16 protein-coding genes are annotated in these 18,689 nt (G+C 59.6%); 8 read left to right on the top strand and 8 right to left on the bottom strand.

Annotated elements, in window-relative coordinates:
• Nucleotides 1–4 precede the first annotated feature (4 nt).
• From fdhF to R1T46_RS03460, 4 genes are all read left to right on the top strand, one after another.
• Nucleotides 5–2,935, top strand: a complete 2,931-nt coding sequence (gene fdhF / locus R1T46_RS03475; RefSeq protein ID WP_317307355.1) for a formate dehydrogenase subunit alpha — start codon at nt 5–7, stop codon at nt 2,933–2,935.
• Complete coding sequence (fdhD, locus tag R1T46_RS03470) at nt 2,916–3,806, top strand: formate dehydrogenase accessory sulfurtransferase FdhD (protein ID WP_317307354.1); 891 nt, start codon at nt 2,916–2,918, stop codon at nt 3,804–3,806. Before fdhF ends, fdhD begins: the two co-directional genes overlap by 20 nt.
• Nucleotides 3,799–4,020 (top strand): formate dehydrogenase subunit delta, encoded by a 222-nt coding sequence (locus R1T46_RS03465; protein WP_317307353.1) that lies wholly within the window; start codon nt 3,799–3,801, stop codon nt 4,018–4,020. The genes fdhD and R1T46_RS03465 overlap by 8 nt, the downstream gene beginning before the upstream one ends.
• 120 nt (nt 4,021–4,140) lie before the next feature.
• The gene (locus tag R1T46_RS03460; protein WP_317307352.1) at nt 4,141–6,270 is read left to right on the top strand and encodes a TonB-dependent receptor; all 2,130 of its coding nucleotides are present in this window, start codon (nt 4,141–4,143) and stop codon (nt 6,268–6,270) included.
• Between the two features lie 49 nt (nt 6,271–6,319).
• On the opposite strand, the gene R1T46_RS03455 is transcribed toward R1T46_RS03460, so the two are convergent.
• The 3 genes from R1T46_RS03455 to R1T46_RS03445 are packed head-to-tail and all read right to left on the bottom strand — an operon-like array spanning nt 6,320 to nt 9,317.
• Nucleotides 6,320–7,366: an iron ABC transporter permease gene (locus R1T46_RS03455; protein WP_317307351.1), complete on the bottom strand. Its 1,047-nt coding sequence runs from the start codon at nt 7,364–7,366 to the stop codon at nt 6,320–6,322.
• Nucleotides 7,363–8,367, bottom strand: coding sequence for an iron ABC transporter permease (locus tag R1T46_RS03450; RefSeq protein ID WP_317307350.1), 1,005 nt, complete (start codon nt 8,365–8,367; stop codon nt 7,363–7,365). Before R1T46_RS03450 ends, R1T46_RS03455 begins: the two co-directional genes overlap by 4 nt.
• Nucleotides 8,361–9,317 carry an iron-siderophore ABC transporter substrate-binding protein gene (locus R1T46_RS03445; RefSeq protein ID WP_317307349.1) on the bottom strand — a complete coding sequence of 319 codons (957 nt, stop codon included), beginning with the start codon at nt 9,315–9,317 and terminating at the stop codon, nt 8,361–8,363. Before R1T46_RS03445 ends, R1T46_RS03450 begins: the two co-directional genes overlap by 7 nt.
• A gap of 148 nt (nt 9,318–9,465) precedes the next feature.
• On the opposite strand from R1T46_RS03445, the gene R1T46_RS03440 reads away from it, so the two are divergent.
• Both R1T46_RS03440 and R1T46_RS03435 read left to right on the top strand, forming a co-directional pair.
• Entirely contained in the window at nt 9,466–10,332 is an 867-nt protein-coding gene (locus R1T46_RS03440; RefSeq protein ID WP_317307348.1) for an ABC transporter ATP-binding protein, read from the top strand.
• Complete coding sequence (locus R1T46_RS03435) at nt 10,329–11,246, top strand: sucrase ferredoxin (protein ID WP_317307347.1); 918 nt, start codon at nt 10,329–10,331, stop codon at nt 11,244–11,246. The genes R1T46_RS03440 and R1T46_RS03435 overlap by 4 nt, the downstream gene beginning before the upstream one ends.
• 34 nt (nt 11,247–11,280) lie before the next feature.
• Here the strand turns inward: R1T46_RS03435 and R1T46_RS03430 are convergent, their stop codons facing one another.
• Nucleotides 11,281–13,368 (bottom strand): TonB-dependent receptor, encoded by a 2,088-nt coding sequence (locus tag R1T46_RS03430; protein WP_317307346.1) that lies wholly within the window; start codon nt 13,366–13,368, stop codon nt 11,281–11,283.
• 170 nt (nt 13,369–13,538) lie between these two features.
• On the opposite strand from R1T46_RS03430, the gene R1T46_RS03425 reads away from it, so the two are divergent.
• Both R1T46_RS03425 and R1T46_RS03420 read left to right on the top strand, forming a co-directional pair.
• The gene (locus tag R1T46_RS03425) at nt 13,539–14,381 is read left to right on the top strand and encodes a DUF547 domain-containing protein (protein WP_317307345.1); all 843 of its coding nucleotides are present in this window, start codon (nt 13,539–13,541) and stop codon (nt 14,379–14,381) included.
• A 92-nt stretch (nt 14,382–14,473) separates the two neighbouring features.
• The gene (locus R1T46_RS03420) at nt 14,474–15,172 is read left to right on the top strand and encodes an SDR family NAD(P)-dependent oxidoreductase (RefSeq protein ID WP_317307344.1); all 699 of its coding nucleotides are present in this window, start codon (nt 14,474–14,476) and stop codon (nt 15,170–15,172) included.
• A gap of 18 nt (nt 15,173–15,190) precedes the next feature.
• Here the strand turns inward: R1T46_RS03420 and R1T46_RS03415 are convergent, their stop codons facing one another.
• The 4 genes from R1T46_RS03415 to R1T46_RS03400 all read right to left on the bottom strand — a co-directional run bounded on the left by R1T46_RS03415 (nt 15,191) and on the right by R1T46_RS03400 (nt 18,620).
• A complete protein-coding gene (locus R1T46_RS03415; protein WP_317307343.1) occupies nt 15,191–15,937 on the bottom strand; it encodes an amino acid ABC transporter ATP-binding protein in 747 nt (248 codons plus the stop codon).
• On the bottom strand, nt 15,934–16,608 hold the full coding sequence (locus R1T46_RS03410; RefSeq protein WP_317307342.1) for an amino acid ABC transporter permease: 675 nt from the start codon (nt 16,606–16,608) through the stop codon (nt 15,934–15,936). The genes R1T46_RS03415 and R1T46_RS03410 overlap by 4 nt, the downstream gene beginning before the upstream one ends.
• A 26-nt stretch (nt 16,609–16,634) precedes the next feature.
• Complete coding sequence (locus R1T46_RS03405; RefSeq protein ID WP_317307341.1) at nt 16,635–17,390, bottom strand: amino acid ABC transporter substrate-binding protein; 756 nt, start codon at nt 17,388–17,390, stop codon at nt 16,635–16,637.
• Between the two features lie 69 nt (nt 17,391–17,459).
• Nucleotides 17,460–18,620 carry an ADP-ribosylglycohydrolase family protein gene (locus tag R1T46_RS03400; RefSeq protein ID WP_317307340.1) on the bottom strand — a complete coding sequence of 387 codons (1,161 nt, stop codon included), beginning with the start codon at nt 18,618–18,620 and terminating at the stop codon, nt 17,460–17,462.
• Nucleotides 18,621–18,689: the final 69 nt, after the last annotated feature.

Genomic DNA, 18,689 nt, shown 5'->3' with positions numbered 1-18,689 from the left:
ACCCATGTTGCAATATTTTGATCCGGGCAATTTTAACCGAGGTTCAGGTAATCGAGGTACAGGCGGCCTGAACCCCGATATCGACTATGGTACGCCGCCCAGCACCTCCGAAACCCTGGTTAGCCTGTCCATTGACGGCACCGATATCGCTGTGCCCGAAGGCACTTCGGTGCTGCGGGCAGCCACCCTGGCGGGTATCAACATTCCCAAGCTGTGCGCATCGGACAACCTCGAAGCCTTCGGTTCCTGTCGCCTGTGCGCGGTGGAGATTGAGGGCCGCCGCGGCTATCCGGCCTCCTGTACCACGCCGGTTTCCGAGGGCATGGCCGTCACCACCCAGAACGGCAAGCTGGCGAAGCTGCGGCGCAACATCATGGAGCTGTACATTTCCGACCACCCGCTGGACTGCCTGACCTGCCCGGCCAACGGCGATTGCGAGTTGCAGGACGTGGCCGGTGCTGTGGGCCTGCGGGAAGTCCGCTATGGCTTCGAGGGCGAGAACCACCTCGACGCTGAGGTGGACGACTCCAATCCGTACTTCAGCTTCGACCCCAGCAAATGTATCGTCTGCTCTCGTTGCGTGCGCGCCTGCGAGGAAGTGCAGGGCACCTTTGCCCTGACCATTGACGGCCGCGGCTTCGACTCCAAGGTATCCGCGGGCCAGAACGATCCGTTCATGGATTCCGAGTGCGTGTCCTGCGGTGCCTGTGTGCAGGCCTGCCCCACCTCCACATTGATGGAAAAGAGCGTGATCGACGCCGGCCAGCCTGAGCACAGCGTGGTCACCACATGCGCCTACTGCGGCGTGGGCTGCTCGTTCAAGGCGGAGATGAAAGGCGACCAGTTGGTGCGCATGGTTCCCTACAAGGGCGGCGATGCCAACCACGGTCACTCCTGCGTGAAAGGCCGCTTTGCCTTTGGCTATGCCACCCACAAGGACCGCATCAAGGAGCCGATGATCCGGGACTCCATCAACGACCCCTGGAAAGTGGTGTCCTGGGAGGAGGCCATCGAGTTCTCCGCCAGAAAGCTCAAGGACACCCAGGCCAGATATGGCCGGGAAAGCATCGGTGGTATCACCTCCTCACGCTGCACCAACGAGGAAACCTATCTGGTGCAGAAGCTGATCCGCGCCGCGTTCGGCAACAACAACACCGATACCTGTGCGCGGGTCTGTCATTCACCCACCGGCTTCGGTCTGAAGACCACCATGGGCGAGTCCGCCGGTACTCAGACCTTTGACTCGGTGATGAAGGCTGACACCATGATCGTAATCGGTGCCAACCCCACCGACGCCCACCCGGTGTTCGCCTCCCTGATGCGCAAGCGTCTGCGTCAGGGCGCGAAGCTGATTGTGATCGACCCGCGCCGCATCGACCTGCTAAAAACACCCCACGGCACCGAAGGCATTCACCTGCCGCTACGCCCGGGCACCAACGTGGCGATGATCAATTCCCTGGCCCATGTGATTGTGACCGAGGGCCTGGAAGACAAAGCGTTCATCGAAAGCCGGTGTGAGCCCAAGCAATACAAACAATGGCGGGAATTCATTGCCGAGGAGCGACACTCTCCGGAAGCCCTTGAGGCGGTCACGGGGGTGTCTGCTGACCTGGTACGCCAGGCCGCTCGGGCCTATGGCGAAGCGGGTAATGGCGCCATCTATTACGGCCTCGGGGTCACCGAGCACAGCCAGGGCTCGACCATGGTGATGGGCATTGCCAACCTGGCCATGGCCACCGGTAACATCGGCCGTGAAGGGGTTGGCGTGAATCCGCTACGAGGCCAGAACAACGTTCAGGGTTCCTGCGACATGGGCTCCTTCCCCCACGAACTGCCGGGTTATCAGCATGTGGGCGACCCGGCCGTTCGAGCCAGGTTCCAGGAGGCCTGGAATGTGGCTATCGACGACGAGCCGGGCCTGCGAATTCCCAACATGTTTGATGCCGCCATCGCCGGCAGCTTCAAGGCCATGTATGTGCAGGGCGAGGACATTGCCCAGTCCGATCCCAATACCCAGCATGTGGAAGCCGCGCTCAGCTCGCTGGATTGCCTGATCGTGCAGGATATCTTCCTGAACGAAACCGCCAAGTACGCCCACGTGCTGCTGCCGGGTTCCACGTTCCTGGAAAAGAACGGCACCTTCACCAACGCCGAGCGCCGCATTAATCGGGTGCGTAAAGTGATGGCGCCGGTGGCCGGCCTGGAGGACTGGGAAGTCACCATGGCGTTGTCGAACGCGCTGGGCTATCCGATGCAGTACCGCCATCCGTCCGAAATCATGGACGAGATTGCCCGGCTGACGCCGACATTTACCGGTGTCAGTTACGACAAGCTGGACGAATTGGGCAGCATCCAGTGGCCCTGTAACGACGAGCATCCTGACGGCACGCCCACCATGCACACCCTCGATTTCCCGATCGGCAAGGGCAAGTTTGCGGTCACCGAGTATGTTGCCAGCGAGGAAAAAACCAATCGCAAGTTCCCGCTGTTGCTGACCACCGGTCGCATCCTGAGCCAGTACAATGTCGGTGCCCAGACCCGACGTACCGAGAACAGCCAGTGGCATCAGGAGGATGTACTGGAAGTTCATCCCAGCGATGCCGAACTCCGGGGCATCCGCGAGGGCGACTGGCTGGGCATCACCAGCCGCGTGGGCCAGACGGTCCTGCGGGCAAGAATCAGTGATCGCATGTTGCCGGGGGTGGTGTACACCACCTTCCACCACCCGGGCAGCGGTGCCAATGTGATCACCACCGACAGCTCTGACTGGGCCACCAACTGCCCGGAATACAAGGTGACCGCCGTGCAGGTAGAGAAGGTTTCGCAGCCGTCAGAATGGCAGCGCCACTTCGAGCGGTTTGACCAGCGCCAACAAGGTCTACTGGAACCGTCGGCCAGCCATGTGGAGCAACCCGATGCCACGGTACTCAAATAACCCGGAGCTGGCAGTCATGCCAGTGATGGGGTCGGACCCTGAGAAGGGTACGTCAGCGTCCTGTGACCTGCCGGTGGAGGTTCATGGCGGTATTGAGGGCGCGCCCGGCCAGGATAGTGTTGCCGAAGAGGTGCCGGTGGCGATGGTTTATAACGGCATATCCCATGCGGTAATGATGGCATCACCTTGTGATCTGGAGGATTTTGCACTGGGTTTCAGCCTGACCGAAGGCATTATCGACAGCCCCGGGCAGTTGTTTGACCTGAATGTACATGCCGTCGACGAGGGCATCGCTATCGAGATGCACATCGCCGGCGACTGTTTTGCCCGTTTGCGCCAACAGCGACGGAATATGACCGGACGAACCGGCTGCGGGCTATGCGGCACCGAATCCCTGGCCCATGCGGTCCGGGCGATCCCACGCGTGCCGCTTCGCCCGATACCGGATGATGAAGACGTTCAGCGCGCTCTGAGCAACCTTCGGCACTACCAGCCCCTGCAGGAACAGACCGGTGCCACTCACGGTGCAGCCTGGTGCGATAACCAGGGCCGCATCGAGCTGGTTCGGGAAGATGTCGGCCGTCATAACGCACTCGATAAACTGATCGGCGCACGAATACACAAGGATGGCGAGTCGGCCTTTGACGATGGCTTTGCACTGGTTTCCAGTCGCGCCAGCTTCGAGATGGTGCAGAAAAGTGCCAGTGTTGGTATCGGTTGCCTGGTGGCTGTCTCTGCGGCCACGGCACTGGCGGTCCGGGAAGCGCGAAAGGCCGGCATGACTCTGATCGGTTTCGCCCGCCCCGGGCGGCATGTCATCTACAATCGGGGCGACAGTGGCCAATCTTCCGAGGAACGCGAGCATGAGTGACCAGCAGTTGCGGAACCTGATCAAGATGATCAACCAGATCAGTGATAACAACCTCCATCATGGCGATAAGGGCGAGGCGGCGGAGGTGGTCGCCACCCACATCAGGAAGTTCTGGGCCCGGAGTTTGAAACAGCAGATCAGCGATTATGCAACGTCGGACGGGGCAGAGTTGAATGCCGTTTCCCGGCTGGCCGTCGAGCGCCTCTCGTCGTAAAAAGTGATGGTTTTGATTTAGACAATGAGAATTGTTAGCATTTGCGCCTCGTTAACATGAGGTAATGTCTGTCATCCTGAAGGGGGCGGACAAAATGCATTAACCATTCGAGATTTGTCTATGAAAACTCCGGAGTCACGTCCCCTGCTGCTGGCCCTGGCCATAGCGGCTGTTCACGGCACTGCGCTGGCGCAACCTTCCTCCAATACCCAGTCCGGCGACAACGCCAAAGCGTTACCGGACCTGGTTATCACGGCCACCCGCAACAAAAGTACAGCGGGAGAGACTCCGCAGAAGACAACCATCATTACCCGCGAGCAGATCGAGCAACAACAGGCGATTTCCAACGATCCCGGCCAGGTACTGAGCAACCTGATTCCTTCCTACTCTCCGGGCCGCCAGAAACTGTCCAATGCCGGTGAAACCTTCCGGGGGCGTTCGCCCCTGTTCCTTGTGGACGGTGTGCCGCAGAGCAACCCACTGCGAGACAGCGCGCGGGACAGCTACACCATCGATCTGGATATGGTCGAGCGTATTGAAGTGATCCACGGTGCCAGTGCCGAGCACGGCCTGGGTGCGACGGGTGGCATCATCAACTTTGTGACCCGCAGGCCCGAGAGCGGCGAGGTTTCCCAGTCTGTATCGGCCAGCGTGACCAGTGACGATGATGTGGATTCCGATGGTCTGGGTTACAAGGTGGGCTACCGGATCAGCGGTCAGCAGGGCCGCTGGGACTATCTTCTGGGCGGGAACATCCAGGAGCGCGGTGTGTTCTACGACGGTGAGGATCGTCTGATCGGTGTGGCTTATCCCGGTGAACTCCAGAACACCGAAAGCTATGACGTATTGGCCAAGCTGGGTTACTGGTTGGATGACGACCAGAACGTGGAGTTTTTCATCAACCGCTTCCAACTGGAAGGCAAAGGCGGTTACGTACCGGTACCCGGCGACCGGGATAACGGCGTACCTACAACCGCGCGCCCGGGCATCATTGATGGGGAACCCGGAGAGAATGAGGTCACTACCGCCCGTCTTTCCTACTCGCACGGCGATTGGCTGGGCAACCAGGTGGATACCCAGCTATACAGCCAGACCTTCCGGGCCCGGTTTGCCACCACGCCGTTCTTCCCCTACGTGGACGCCAATGGCAACGATCAGCTCGACCAGACCCGCAATGAATCAGACAAGGTGGGCGCCAAGTTCACCCTCACCCGCGATGGCCTGCTGAACGACTACCTGACCCTGACAACGGGCCTGGATGTTCTTCAGGATGAAACCCGCCAGATGCTGGTGGAAACCGGGCGTACCTACGTACCCAAATCGCAGTTCCGCAACTACGCAGCCTTCCTGCAGGGCGATGTTGCGGTCACCGACCGTTTGACCCTTCACACCGGTGTCCGCTATGAACACGCGGAGCTTAAGGTCGACACCTACAACACCATCGACCGTAGCAATGTCACCCAGGATAACGTCACCGTCCAGGGTGGCAATCCGGATTTCAATGAAACCCTGTTCAATGCGGGTGTTGTCTATCAGGCGACGGACCAGTTGCAGTTATTTGCGAACTATTCCGAGGGCTTCGGCATGCCGGATGTTGGCCGTGTACTGCGGGGAATCAGCGACCCGGGGCAGGACGTTGATAATCTGTTGGTTCTGGAGCCGATCATCACCGATAACCGTGAGATTGGTGGCCGTTTCGACTGGGACCGCTATCACTTTGAGGTGAGTTACTACGAGTCGGATTCCGACTTTGGTGAGCGCCTGACGGAAGTGAACGGCACCTGGGTCGGCAACCGGGAAAAAACCGAGATCCAGGGTGTGGAAGTTACCGCCGATGCGGACCTGAACGACGCGCATAACCTGGCGTTTTCCTACACCTATGCCGACGGTGAGTCCGACACCGACGGTGATGGCGAAGTAGACACTGAGTTGAGCGGCATCAATATTGCGCCGGAAACCCTGAAACTGAGCTGGTCAGCTGCCTGGACGAAGATGCTGTCGAGCCACCTTCAGTTCACCCAGTTCCTGGACCGGGACATCGAAGGGGATGACCTGGACTTCGACGGATACGGGTTGGTGGATGGCTCTGTGGCCTACCGGACCCGTGCCGGGAAGTTCTCCCTGGGCATCGAGAACCTGCTGGATAAGGACTACTTCACGTACTACTCCCAGTCTGCCCGGGTGAGTGACGAGTACTATTTCCAGGGCCGTGGCCGCACCGTCACCCTTGGTTATCAGCTCGACTTCTGAGCAGTCGGCATCCCGAAGCCCGGGGCCTCAGTGCTCCGGGCTTTTACTGTCACCCCAGTTCCCGCCTGAGTCGGTACAGCAGGTACACGAAGAAGGGCGCGCCGATGCCCGCAACGAAAATGCCTGCCGGTAGATCCCGGGGTATGAACGCAACCCGACCCACCCAGTCCGCATAGAGAAGAATCAATGCGCCGATCAGTGCCGCGATGGGCAACAGCCCCGTGTGGCCACTGTTGACGAGTCGTCGCGCCATGTGTGGCGCAATCAGGCCGATGAACCCGACCGCCCCGGCATAGGCCACGGCTGAGCCGGCGAGGGCCACTGCCAGCACCAGGAACAGCAGTCGATGGCCCTGTAGAGCGCTACCCAGGCCCAGCGCCATATCTTCCCCCATGGATTGTGCATCAAGGTGCCGGAGCTTGATCAGCGCCAGGGGCCAGCACACCATCAGCCAGGGTGCCAGGGCGGTGACGTCGTGCCACTGTGAGGCGTAGAGGCTGCCAGTGAGCCAGATATAGGCATTCATGGCCGTGGCATCAGGGCTCAGTACCAGTAGCAGGGTGGTTACTGCGGTCAGCCCGGCTGCCAGCCCAACGCCTACCAGCACCAGCCTGGCGGGGCTGATCCCCCTCTGCCAGGCCAGAGCCGTAATGCCCAGGGCCACGACAAAGGCGCCCCCCATGGCGACGGGTGCCAGTAGCAGCGAGGTTCCGGTGACACCTCCGAGCCAGAGAAACAGCACCGCGGCGGCCGACGCCCCACTGGTGATGCCAATGACATCCGGTGACGCCAGCGGGTTTCTCACCAGACCTTGCAGGATGAGGCCGGCTGAGCCCAGAGCAGCGCCCACCAGTATGGCCATGAGTATTCTGGGCAGGCGAATTTCCAGAATAATCAGTGCCAGCTCTGACTGATCCGGGGCGACCAGTGTGGCGAGTACGTCTGTAACCGAGGTGGGATGGCTGCCGGATGTAAGCGCGAGAACACTGCTGGCAGCCAGTAACACTGCGAGCACACCGGTGACCACCAGAACTCTGGTATTGAGTTTGATCGACCAGTGGTCATTGCGAGAGCGAAGTATCAGGGTTCGGCTCATGATACTTTCCTCACGTGTCGGGCGAGATGGAGGAACAGCGGTGTGCCCAGCAGCGCTGTCATGACTCCCACGGGAATCTCCTGGGGTGGTATCACCAGCCTGGCGAGGGTGTCGGCAGCCAGCAGCAGCGTGGCGCCAATAATGGCCGACAGGGGCAGCAACCAGCGATGATCCGTGCCAAAGAGGCCGCGGGCCATGTGTGGCACGATCAGGCCGACAAAGCCGATCAGCCCCGCCATGGCCACCGAAGTGCCTGCCAGGACAATCACCACCAGACCGATCAACAATCGCACCTGCCCTACTCTGAGCCCCAGGCCGCGGATGACCTCATCGTCCAGCCCGAGCAGGTTCAGTTGCCGGGACAATAGCAACGCGAGGATCAGGGCGCCTCCGAACAGCGGCAACAATGGCGCTATCGCATCCAGGTCGCGCCCTGAAACGGAACCCGCCAGCCAGAACAGGATGCTTTCGAAACGGTCCTGGTTGAGGATCAGCAACCCCTGGGCAAAGGAGACAAACAGCGCTGTCACCGCGACGCCGGCGAGCACCGTGCGCACGGGCGAAACACCGCGCCCGGCTTCCTGCCCCAGGAAGTACACCAACACGGCGGCCGTGGCGGCGCCGATAAAGGCCGCCCACACCAGTTGCGACGGCGAGGTCAGCGAAAACAGCGTGGCACCGACAACCACGAAAAACATGGCGCCGGCGTTGATGCCGAGAATGCCGGGTGACGCCAGCGGGTTGCGGGTCAGCGTCTGCATCAGCGCCCCGGCAATGGCCAGGCCGGCACCCACGACCACGGAGGTCACGGTGCGCGAAAAGCGTTCCGAGTGAATGACCAGATGCTCGAGGGAGCCGGGGTCGTAGTCCGTCAGGCTGTTGATCAGCATCTCTAGTGATACAGGAATGTGACCGAATATCAGGCTTGATACCGTCGCGGCCAGCAGCAGGCCCAGGCAGAGTAGGGTTCCCAGCGTTTTTGCCGGTGGGGTGGTCAGCATCGTGGGCACCCCTGATGTTCAGGTTGGTGGAGGTCGTAGTGCTGGTAGAGTTCGTCCAGCATCTGATTGGCGGCAATAATGCCAGCGCCCATGTTCCAGGTGACCGGGTCCACCTGATAGGCGTCGTTTTGCCGCACGGCCTTCAGGTTTTTCCAAAGGGGGTGGCTGGACCAGGTGTTGAACGTGCGCTGAACGGCGGGATCGTCCTCCATGAAGATGAAGACGGCCTCGGCGTCCATGGCCGGGATGCTTTCCTGGCTGGTGAGTTTTATGCCCCAGCTTTCCTGGCGATGGGAGGCTGGGGCAGTGAAGCCAAGCTCGTTCAGCACGGAGCGGGCGAAGCCGCCATAGTAGATGCGGGCATGGTCGGCCCGAAAACTCAGGATTGCCACCTCCTGGGGCCACTGTTCACCCAGCTTTTGACGGATTCGGGTTCTGAAATCCGCAACCCGTTCCTGCCAGCGCGTCAGCAATTCCTCACCGCGAGCCGTGCGGCCGGTGGCCTTTGCCATCATCGTAAGCAGCGCCTTGAAGTCGTAGACATCGCCCGGTATGACCGTGGGCGCGATGCGCTCCAGCAGGGGGTAGACGGTGCGATGCCGGTTCCTGGCGCCGACAATCAGGTCCGGCGACAGCCAGGCGATGCGCTCCAGGTCAGGCTGGGTTTCAAGTCCCAGATAGGTCACGCCCTGAAGGTCTTCACGCAGATACTGATACATCGGCTTTTCGGTCCAGGATTCCACCACGCCTATGGGTTTGATCCCCAGCGCCACAGCGGTATCGGTGGCGCCCTGATACAGGGATACCACGCGATCAGGCCGGCCCGCGATGGTTGCTTCACCAAGGGCATGCTCCACGGTGGTTACCGGGGTAGTTGTGATGGCAGCGATCGCTGCGGGGAATTGAAAGAGGCAGGTAACGATCAGCAGGAAGCTGGCGTAGCGGTGCATGGTACATCCGGTTGTTTGGCGAACAGCAACCAGGGGCCGATTTGATGAGGCTGAGTTGGCTGCGTTGATAGTGCCTAGTTGATGGCGCCGATTTGATAATGAGAATGGGAGATAATATCATCTGACTTCACTCGAAAGCGACGCCAATATGCCCCTGAATCGACATTCCCCATCCCCGGACTACGATCGCCAGCCGCGACTGCGGGGTGACGCAGTGTGCGCGGGATACGGCGGCCGGCAGGTGCTGACGAACGTGGATTTCACGGTGCGCGAGGGCAGTGTTACCGTTCTGTTGGGACCGAATGGCTCGGGCAAATCCACTCTGCTGAAAACCCTGGCCCGAACGCTGGCCCCCAGCGCTGGCAAGGTGTTTCTTGACGGCAGCGATATCCATCGTCAGCCCACCCGCACCGTCGCGCAACGGCTCGGAATACTGCCACAGAGCCCCACCGCACCGGATGGGCTGACGGTCAGGGAGTTGGTAGGGCTTGGACGTTTCCCCTATCAGAGCCTGATGCGCCAGTGGTCCCGACACGACGAAGCCGCCGTTGAGGAGGCCATGAGGGTGGCTGATGTTGCGACGTTTGCAGACCGGCCGGTGGATGCGCTCAGTGGCGGGCAGCGTCAACGTTGCTGGATTGCCATGGTGCTGGCCCAGGAAACCGACCTGCTTCTGCTTGATGAACCCACCACGTTTCTGGACCTGAAGGTACAGGTGGACCTGCTGGAACTGCTGGTATCCCTGGCTCACACACAGGGGCGGACGCTGTTGGTAGTGCTCCACGACCTCAACCTGGCGGCGGCCTACGCCGACCGGCTGGTAATGATGAAGGCGGGCCGGATTCTGCACGACGGCCCACCGGAGACCGTGTTTACCGCTGACAACCTCAAGCAGGTGTTTGATCTTGATGCCCAGGTTATCCGTGAACCTTTGGCGGGCCGGCCGGTTTGTGTGCCAGTAAAACGAACCGTGGCCGAGACTGCTTCCTTCACCTCGTCGGCGGCAACGACATGAGTGCCTCCGCTCATCGATTCTGTGCTGTCGACAGTATTGAGGCCGGCGACCCTCTTGCCGGCACAGCAACTCATGCCGAGAGTAATCTGCTGATCAGTTGGCCGCGGCCGAAGTGGTCGCGAAGCCTGCGAATTGCCCGTGATATGGATGACGACCTGGCATCACGGGTCAACCGTCTTGCGGCGAGTGGACGGCGGGTGAACCTGATTCACCAGCGTGGTCGGCCGGCGCTCAGGCACCGACTTTACCTGTTGCCGGAAGGCCGCAGCTTTGACGTTGAGCGGCGTGACCTGCCGGCGTTTCTGGAGGCCCTGGAGGCCGGCGACGACCTGAGTGGGTGGGCTGGCGCAGCGATGACCGACTCCCTGGTGCTGTGTTGCACCCATGGCCGCAAGGACAAGTGCTGTGCCAAGTTTGGATATGCGACCTATCAGGAGCTCGCCCGTACGGTCGCAGACCGGGACCTGCCGTTTGAGGTCTGGGAAAGTTCCCATCTGGGCGGATGCCGGCTTGCGGCGAGCATCATGGTGTTCCCGTCCATGCGCAAATACGGCCGCGTTGCGCCGGAACAGGTGCTGCCTTTTCTGCAGCATGAGGCAGATGGCCTTCCCTACCTGCCCTGTTATCGTGGCCAGTCGCTGCTGACGCCTGCCCAGCAGTGCGCTGAAATCTCCGCCCTGGAGTGGCTTTCAGACAGAAACATCCGTGCGGCACTGTCAGTTGGTCCGGAAGCTTCCCGTGATGACAGCAAGGAGGTTGTGGTGCAAGTGGACTGGGCGTCGAATGATGATTCCGGGGCACTGACAGCCCGATGCGGCACCATGGAGGTCGTGCGCGTCGATACCTGTGCGGACCTGGACGACGGCCCTACGGCGTCGCTTTGCTGGGTGGTAAAAAACATAAGGCCGCTTTGAGCGGCCTTATGTGTGGTGTTTACCTGTCCAACGTTTACCAGTCGACCCCGTAACTGACCATCACCGATCGGCCGGGTGCGGTGGTGTACTGGGTGTCGAAATTGTAGATCTGCGAGATCACCGGGAAGTAATCCTCATTCAGCAGATTGTTGATGGCCAGGGTGATATCCCCGTTGCCGGTCCGCCAGGTGCTGGTCAGATCCAGAACCGTGAAGGACTCCACCTCGCCCTGGCCAAAACCGCTACCGCTAAAGCGGTCGCGATCACCCACGACCATGACCTGCAGGCGATTGCTCCAGCGCGCAGTAGTATCGTGTTCCACATAGCCAGTGAGCTTGAGTGGTGAAATCCGGTTGCCGGCAAGGTAGGTATCGTAACTGCCGTCATCGTCAGAATCGACTTTGCCTTCCATCCAGGTAAAGGTGCCGCCGGCACTCAGGTCGCGGGTGGGATAGGTGTTGAGCTCTGCCTCGAAACCGTAGATACGTTCAGGGCTGCGCAGCACGGGAATGGGCTCGTTGGCGTTGGCTGCCGCAAGGCTGGTTCCCAGTTCCGACTCACTGTAGAACAGCGTCAGTGCAAGATCGGCGCGATCCCAGACGGCCTCGGTGCCAACCTCGTAGTTGTCGACCACCTGTGGCTCAGGGCGGATCTGATCCAGCGATGTGCCCTGCTGGGGCTGGCGCAGGGTGCGGCCAATCTCCGGCACCGTGAAGCCCTGAGAGAAGCTGGCGGTGGCTGCCCAGACATCGTTCACCTGGTATCGGGCACCAGTATTGAAGACCGTTTCGCTGTACTCCAGCTCACCGCCTTCGACGTCTGCACCAAACACCGTGGTGTAGTCGTCCACCTCGAACCAGAATTTCTCGTAGCGGACGCCGGCATTAACGGTCCACTTCGGATTCAGCCGAAGTTCCGCCTGCAGGAACGGCGCCACACTGTTCTGGTCCATTTCAGGTACGAACGTCCGCCCGTCTTCCAGGGGCTGGGCCGTGGTTTCCATCAGGGTGTCCAGGCCCCAGAGCAACTTGGCGCCAGACATGACGTCAAACGGCGTTTCAAAGTCCAGACGGGAGCCGATGCGCTCCGATTCGGTCAGCGACTGTCCACCGCCGGGATAGAAGGTGGCGAAGTACCCGAATCGGGTCATGTAGTCGCGATAATACAGCTGCGCACCCAGTGAGGTATTGCCGAACAGTTGCTGGTCGCTGTAGGTCAGGTTCACGTTCAGGTTTTCAGTGCCCTGATCCTCGCCGCCCGGGTCGCCTTTGACGGCGCGGGTTTTCTGCTCGCCGTACACGCCCGCTTCAAGGACGTAATTGGTGTCCTGTTTGATGTCGTAGTAGCTGGTGGTCAGTTCCAGGCGCTTGTCGGCGTCCAGGTCGAAGCCGAGCTTTGCCAGCACGTCGAACTCGCGGGAGTCGGCAATGCCACCCTGGCCGTTCGGGTCCGGCGGGATGCGGTCGCCATCGGCATCGAAGACATTAGCGCGTTTTTCGTAGGAGCCTCGGAGCTGGTAGTCAAAGGCTCCTGAGCCACCGGTCACGCTCTGGGATAGCCCGAATTGTTCGCTGTCCTTGATGTGCTCGGTCGAGAAACCACCATTCAGTTCGGTGCGGTATAAGGGGGCGCCTTTTTCGTTCTTGCGGGTGATGATGTTGATGATGCCGCCGGTACCGCCAAAGCCGTACACACCATTGGAGCCCCGGATCACTTCGATGCGCTCGATCGATGACGGGTCAATGGAGTTCAGGGAATGAAGCCCGTCGCGCAGGCTGATGGTCTGGGGGATGCCGTCAATCAGCACGAACAGGTTTCGGCCGCGCAGCGTCTGCGCCACACTGGTTAAACCGTGGGTAGAGGGTGACAGGCCTGGAACGGTTTTGGCCAGAATATCGCCCACGTTGCCACCCAACGAGGACTGTTTGTCGATGGCGTCGCGGTCAACCACGGTGACCGCACCGGGGTTAACGTTGAGGGAGTCAAGACCGCGAGTGGCGGTTACTTCAAGTGTATCAAGGGATTTCGGTGCCTGATCGGTGCTTTCCTGAGCAGTTGCGGTTGTGGCGCATCCAAGCGCGAGGATCAGGGAGTAGCGTAGAGAGTTGGGTTGTTTGAACATGGGTCTCGGCACCTGATAGTTGTTTTTCGTCACGATGCGGAAACTAAACTAAATGTAATCGATTATCAATACCAGTTGCGTTGTAACAATGGCCGGCTTTTCGTGTCGGTGAAAGAGCAAAGTCGATGAACCTGTAGACTTTTGGAACCTTTAGACCTGTGGAGAGTGACGTGAACAAACCTGGACGATTGATATGCCTGATGATGTTCGCCGTCATCATGCCGGTGACCGCTGCCGCCGCTGAAGCAACGTTTGACCCGTTTCAGCGTCTGCTAACACAGTACCTGGCAGAGTCGACAACGACCGAGGGTGGCCTGGTTTCAGCATTTGACTATGAGGCGGCCCTGGCCTCATCGCAGACCGACGGCCTGCTGGCGGACCAGCGTAACCGCCTTGAAGATTTCGACACCGGTACCCTCGACGGCGAGGCTGAATCCGTCGCCTTCTGGCTCAACGCCTATAATTTTTTCATGATCGACCAGATCCTGACTGAGCGGCCGGAGGGAGAGCTCGTTGACTCGGTCTGGGACTATGGCGGTCGCGTCAATCCCTTCGTGGACAGTGTTTTTGACCGGAAAAAGTTTGAGATAGGAGGACAAGAATACAGCCTGAACCAGATGGAGAAGGATATCCTTCTTGGGGAGGAATACGCAGAGAAAGGTTGGAAAGACGCGCGGGTACATTTCGCGGTGAACTGTGCGTCCGTAGGCTGTCCGCCATTGCGGGAGACTGTCTACACGGCTGACAATCTGGAAAACCTGCTGGCAGAGAATACCCGGCGAGCGTTCAATACGGATCGGCATCTGAGGATAGATACTGATACAGCGTATGTTACCGAACTGTTCAAGTGGTACGCGACGGATTTCGAAGAGGCATCGGGAACACCAAAGGCGTTTATCAGGGCCTGGGCGGATGCGTCAGTGGCGAGTCGCGTCGCGCAAACGTCTGCGATGGAGTACATCGATTACGACTGGGCGCTTAACAAACCCGACAATTTTCCTGAATTCAGGTGATCGGGACTGTTTCAGTGTGGCTTTTTGTTTGGTTACCACAGAACTGAGTGCCACTAAACGATAGCCGGCCACGCCGGCGGGAGAGGCAACTTATGAGCAACGTATGCGTAGTAATGGGTGTCGGGCCGGGCAATGGCGAGGCTTTTGTGCGGCGGTTCAGTGATGAAGGCTACCAGGTGGCGATGCTGGCGCGCAGTAAAGACTACCTGCTGCAGCTTGAGCAGTCGATATCCAACACCTATGCCTTTCCCTGTGACCTGATGGAATCGGAACAGATAGGTACGGTCCTGGCTGCGATCAGGGACAAACTCGGGCCCGCCGCAGTGCTGCTTTATAACGCTGGCGGTGGTGTCTTCAAGAATGTAGAAGAGGCCAGCCTGGACGATTTCGAGGCCAACTGGCGCATCAATGTGCAGGGCCTGGTGGCCGCCACCAAAGCGGCTCTGCCGCAGCTGCGCGAGCATGGCACGGCCAGTATTATCGTGACCAGCGCCTCGGCGGCGACTCGCGGGCGAGCGAATACCGCGCCCTTTGCTTCGGCAAAAGCCGCCCAACGCAGCCTGGCACAGTCAATGGCCCGCCAGCTCGGGCCGGAAAAAATCCATGTGGCTAACGTTGTGATTGATGGTGTGGTGGATCTGCCGCGAACCCGCGAGTGGCTGGCGGACAAGCCGGACGAATTCTTTGTGACACCGGCTGCGGTCGCTGACGCGGTCTGGAATCTGTCTCAGCAGCATCCGTCCGCCTGGACCTTCGAGCTGGATATTCGCCCCTTCGGGGAAACCTGGTAACGGCGTCAGCAACGTCGTTCATACCGGGTTGGTGGCCAGGATTTTCTTCAGAAAGTCCTTGGTGCGGGGGTCCTTTGGATGGTAGAAAATTTCACTCGGTGGCCCCTGCTCCACGATTCGACCGCCGTCGATAAAGATCACACGGTCGGCCACGTCCCGCGCGAAGGACATTTCGTGCGTAACCACCATCATGGTTTGGTGCTCTGAGGCCAACTGTTTCATCAGCCCCAGCACTTCTTCCACCCACTCGGGGTCGAGTGACGACGTGGGCTCGTCAAACAGGATCACCTCGGCTCCGGTGGCCATGGCGCGGCCAATACCGACCCGCTGTTGCTGTCCGCCGGACATGGAGGCCGGGTAGGCATCCGCCTTATCGGCGAGGCCAATCTGCTCAAGTATTTCCCGGGCGCGCTGGTAGGCTTTTTCCTTCGGCCAGCGATCCACCACGAGCAACCGTTCAGCGATGTTCTGCAATGCGGTCTTGTTGGAGAACAGGGCATAGTTCTGAAAAACGAACGCGGTTCGGCGGCGCATGGAGAGAATGTCCGCGCGGCTGGCGCGGTTCACGTCCACGGTCAGATCACCCACGGTCATGGTGCCTTTGGTGGGTTGTTCCAGAAAGTTGACGCAACGCAACAGGGTGGATTTTCCGGTCCCTGAGGGACCGATGATCACCACGATCTCACCTTCTTCGATGGCGAGATCAATGCCGTCGAGAACCACGGCCTTGCCAAAATGCTTGCTCAGTGATTCCAGTTTGATCATCGGCTGTAGGCCTTGTTCAGACGGATTTCCAGGTAGTGCTGAAGCTTGGATAGCATCTCAACGACGATCCAGTACATGATGGCGGCAACAATGAAGGCTTCGAAGTACAGGAAGCTGCCCGCGGCCTCTTTCTGGGTGGCGCCCATCAATTCGGTAACCCCCAGGGTAAACGCCAGTGAAGTGGCCTTGATCATGTCGATGAAGTAGTTCATCAGCGTGGGCAGTGCCACCCGGGTGGCCTGGGGCAGGACAATCCGGCGCATCAGTTGGCCGTTGGTCATGCCGATCGACAGGGCGGCTTCGGTCTGGCTGCGGTCCACCCCCACAATGGCAGCGCGGATCGATTCCGCCATGTACGCCGAAAAATGCATGGTCAGGCCCATGATGGTCGCCGTAATGCCGTTTATGACCGTCAATGCACTGACCAGTTGCGGCAGCCCGTAATAGAACAGGAACAACTGCACCAGCAGCGGAGTGCCCCGGAAAAAGGAAATGAACACGATCGTCAGCTGATTGAGCACCGGGATGCGCAGCACCCGGACGACGGCGAACAGGCAGGCGAGGATCAGCGCCAGCACCATCCCGACGCCGGCCAGTTGCAGGGTGAGGGGCAGGTACCCGAGCAAGACAGGTACCAGCCCAAGCATGTATTCGACGTTCAACACGTCCATAGCGAGTCAGGCCTTGGTGGCGCCCCTCAGGGCTGGGTGATGTCGGTGCCGAACCACTTCTCTGAAATGGAGGCCAGGGTTCCGTTGTCACGCAGGGCTGCCAAGGCCGCGTTTACTTCATCACGCAACGCTCGTCCGGCGTCCGTGTCGCGAAACGGGTAGGCGTTGGTGATCTGGGAGAACGTTGGGCCGGCGAGCTCCAGCGGCAGTGGCTTCTCCTTGATGATCTGGCTGGCACTGACCCGGTCCATAACGAAGGCGTCCACGCGACCCAGAGCGGTATCACGCTCCAGATTGCTCTCATAGGTTTTGATGTTGATTTGGTCTGCATAGGGCAGTTCCCGCAACAGGGCCTCGAAGTTGGAACCCAGGTTCACCGCGACGGTCTTACCCTTCAGATCTTCCACACGCTCGACCTCTGTGTTGCCTTCTTTGGTCACTACCTGAGCACCGTCATAGACATACGGTTCGCTGAAAATGTAGGCCTTCTGGCGCTCCTCGGTGATGGTGATCTGGTTGGCAACGGTGTCGATACGCCCGGATTCCAACATGCCAAACAGGCCTGAGAAGTTGGCGGTCTGGTACTGGATCTCACGCCCCATCTCTTTGCCAACAGCGTTCATGACATCAACTTCAAACCCTTTGAGTGTATCCTGCTCCACAAAGGTAAACGGGAAATACTGGCCGGACATTCCGACTCTCAAGGGATCATCCTGCGCGTGCAGAGGTGCGCTTGCGAGCAGGGCAATAATCGATAGCGTATTGATCAATAGTGTTTTCATAAAACGCTCCTTCTGGCGTGCAACCTATCTGAATCATAGTCGGGAGTGAAAAATGGGCAATGATACACATCATTGGCTGTTAACAAGTCTTTCAATATCCATATAGATCTCAGGGGCATTGGTTACCCGAGCCAGCCAGCTCAGGGGGATGCCGCGCTCCCCACCCACACCGTAAATTGCTGCCATGGCCGGCCCGATGATCCAGGCACGCCCACAGGAGTCGCCTCCACATCTGATGTTGGCACGAACGGCTTCCGTAAAGCTCTGGGCGTGGTTCAGGATATGAAAGATCACTGGCATTGCCTCCTGCAGATAACAGGTGCGGCCATAGGTGTCGCCGGCACCGGAAGCATCCAGAACGGAACCGGATCTGGCTTTGTTGAGGTGTTGCGGATCAGGTGCTTCGAGGGTGGCAGCGTCCAGGGCTGCTGATAGGGATTCACCCCGGAAAAGCTGATCCAGGAGTTGCGCTGCGCACCTCGCCCAGGCTACCGCTTCGTCGTTGTGATTGGTTACCCGGACGGCGGCCTCTGCTACGCCCATCAGTCTTTCGCTGCCACAGTAACAGGCTACCAGTGGTGCCAACTTGGAAACTGCCGGCAGTTGCATGTCGTCGGCGCCGCTCTCCGGAAGCAGATGATGATCGATGGTTGTGGCCAGATGCACGCCGGCGTCCTGTATCTCCGGTTCCTGGTAAGTGAGACTGATGGCCTTACGGACCGGGTCAGCCAGTTGTTCGCCGCTCAGGCGGCGGGTATAGGGTAGAACCTTCTGCACCAGGACCCGTTTCTGTTTATCGGTCAGCTTGGCATTGGTGGTCAACTGTGCCTGTTCGATGGTGTCCAGATTGTTGAGAGTGACCCGGGTCGGGTTGTCTATGTAGCCCCGCCAATCACCACCGGGGCCAAAGAAAGCGCGAAAGCGGCGCTGGTAATCGCGGATATCCAAATTCCCTTCACTGGCCAGCAGGCTGTCGGTCAACACCCCTGTCGCTGCGCCGTAATGGCTGACATCACCAGGCTGTTTGCCGCCATGGGCAAAATAACCGAAGCCGCCCGTGAAATAGTCGGCCTTCGGCGGCAGGAACTCCGGTGACTGGCCACCAACCTCACAGATGCGTTGGCTATCGTAAAGCCAATGCAGCCCAAGGCTGGCCGCGTCCGCAACCCAGCCTCCGGCGAGAGCGGCATTGATGGCGGCTTTTCCGTCCCAAGGTGCGTTACCGGTCATCGTCATTCCTTATTGGTCGTGTTCAGGGTTGACGATACTGTCTTCCCATCGCTTGCGTCCATCCTGTTA

Origin of the sequence: Marinobacter salarius (genome assembly GCF_032922745.1) — a bacterium.
Classification (GTDB): Bacteria; Pseudomonadota; Gammaproteobacteria; order Pseudomonadales; family Oleiphilaceae; genus Marinobacter.
The sequence above is the reverse complement of the archived record's forward strand: the minus strand, read 5'-3'. Positions and strand labels throughout refer to the sequence as shown.

Coding starts and splice junctions, on each gene's coding strand:
- fdhF (WP_317307355.1), top strand. CDS start 5: ATGTTGCAATATTTTGATCCGGGCAATTTTAACCGAGGTTCAGGTAAT.
- fdhD (WP_317307354.1), top strand. CDS start 2,916: ATGCCACGGTACTCAAATAACCCGGAGCTGGCAGTCATGCCAGTGATG.
- R1T46_RS03465 (WP_317307353.1), top strand. CDS start 3,799: ATGAGTGACCAGCAGTTGCGGAACCTGATCAAGATGATCAACCAGATC.
- R1T46_RS03460 (WP_317307352.1), top strand. CDS start 4,141: ATGAAAACTCCGGAGTCACGTCCCCTGCTGCTGGCCCTGGCCATAGCG.
- R1T46_RS03455 (WP_317307351.1), bottom strand. CDS start 7,366: ATGAGCCGAACCCTGATACTTCGCTCTCGCAATGACCACTGGTCGATC.
- R1T46_RS03450 (WP_317307350.1), bottom strand. CDS start 8,367: ATGCTGACCACCCCACCGGCAAAAACGCTGGGAACCCTACTCTGCCTG.
- R1T46_RS03445 (WP_317307349.1), bottom strand. CDS start 9,317: ATGCACCGCTACGCCAGCTTCCTGCTGATCGTTACCTGCCTCTTTCAA.
- R1T46_RS03440 (WP_317307348.1), top strand. CDS start 9,466: ATGCCCCTGAATCGACATTCCCCATCCCCGGACTACGATCGCCAGCCG.
- R1T46_RS03435 (WP_317307347.1), top strand. CDS start 10,329: ATGAGTGCCTCCGCTCATCGATTCTGTGCTGTCGACAGTATTGAGGCC.
- R1T46_RS03430 (WP_317307346.1), bottom strand. CDS start 13,368: ATGTTCAAACAACCCAACTCTCTACGCTACTCCCTGATCCTCGCGCTT.
- R1T46_RS03420 (WP_317307344.1), top strand. CDS start 14,474: ATGAGCAACGTATGCGTAGTAATGGGTGTCGGGCCGGGCAATGGCGAG.
- R1T46_RS03415 (WP_317307343.1), bottom strand. CDS start 15,937: ATGATCAAACTGGAATCACTGAGCAAGCATTTTGGCAAGGCCGTGGTT.
- R1T46_RS03410 (WP_317307342.1), bottom strand. CDS start 16,608: ATGGACGTGTTGAACGTCGAATACATGCTTGGGCTGGTACCTGTCTTG.
- R1T46_RS03405 (WP_317307341.1), bottom strand. CDS start 17,390: ATGAAAACACTATTGATCAATACGCTATCGATTATTGCCCTGCTCGCA.
- R1T46_RS03400 (WP_317307340.1), bottom strand. CDS start 18,620: ATGACCGGTAACGCACCTTGGGACGGAAAAGCCGCCATCAATGCCGCT.